Origin of the sequence: Streptomyces swartbergensis (assembly GCF_002148965.1) — a bacterium.
GTDB lineage: Bacteria > Actinomycetota > Actinomycetes > Streptomycetales > Streptomycetaceae > Streptomyces > Streptomyces swartbergensis.
In genome coordinates, this window is the sequence record NZ_NGFN01000723.1 from 1 (window position 1) to 1,181 (window position 1,181).

General features: G+C 77.6%; 1 protein-coding gene. It reads right to left on the reverse strand.

Going from position 1 to position 1,181, the window contains the following annotated elements; genetic code table 11:
- Nucleotides 1–1,037 (reverse strand): squalene/phytoene synthase family protein (locus CA983_RS43890; protein WP_244207362.1); only part of this gene is annotated, 1,037 nt, incomplete at its 3' end.
- Between the last annotated feature and the right edge of the window lie 144 nt (nt 1,038–1,181).

Here is a 1,181-nt window from a genome sequence, read left to right on the forward strand (position 1 = left end):
GTCCGGGTGCGCGCGGTCCGGTCGGCCGGGGGCGGGCCGCCGTGCCCGGCGGGCCGTGCGGGCGGCACCGTCAGCGCGGTCAGGCTCCAGGCCAGGGCGGCGCGCGCCCGGGCGGGGACGAGGATGCGGGCCCGGGTGCCGAGCGTGGGCCGGGGCGGGCGCCGCAGGAGGGCCGGGCCGGCCGAGTCGATCGCGTCGAGCTGGGCGCGCAGCAGGGCGGCCATGGTGTGCAGGACGGTGGCGGGCCCGGGGTGCATGCCGCGGCTGAGGCCGTCCTGGCTCACCCACTGGCGGGCCAGGCCGGTCAGCTGCGTGACCAGGGCGGCGACGGCGGGGCTCCAGCGCCGCTGCGCCACGTCGTCCGCGGCCCCGGGGTGGGCGAGCAGGGCCTCCTCGGGCAGGAGGAGATCGCCCTGGGCCAGGTCGGCGGACAGGTCGGTGAGGATGTCAGTGAGGCGGACGCCGTCCAGGAACTCCTCGTAGGTCTCCCGGGTGTCCAGACGCAGCGCCACGGGGACGCCGGCCCGGTCGAAGAGGGTACGGACCTGGCCGAACCAGGGCAGCAGGTTGTCCCGGCCCCAGCTGCGCCACGCGGCCCAGTCGGCGAAGTGCCTGCCGTGGGTGTCGTCCCGGACCTGGACCATGGCGCCGTGCAGTTCGGACAGGTCCAGCCGCCAGCGCGCCGCGGTGTCGACCAGGGCGTGGCGGATCGGGTCCGGGCTTGTGCCGGTGGGCAGTTCGCGGTGCAGGGCGGTGATCCACTCCTCGACCCGGACGGCCCGTTCGGCGGCGGGCGCGGTGCGGTCGTCGCCCAGGTCGTCGAGCGCGTTGGCCGCCGCCCACAGGGCCCAGCAGGCCGGGCGCAGCACCGCGGGCACCAGCCCGATCAGCGCGTACTCCGCCGGGTCCTGCTCCCTGGTCCGGCGCCGGCACAGCCCGTAGGCCGCCCGCAGCGCCGGATCGTCGCCGATCACCGCGCGCGCGGAGACCGCTCGCCGGGCTGTCCGTCGGGTGGTCGCGGGAGGTACATCGCTCACACCGAGGACGGTACGTCAGGTTGCGCGGCGGCCCGTGCATGCGGGCCGGGGCCGCGTCGGGCCACGGTCTAGGCGTCGGTGTTCTCGTCCTCCTCGGCGGTGGTCTCGTCGCGGTCGCCCTCCGCCTGGGACGGGGTCGGGGTC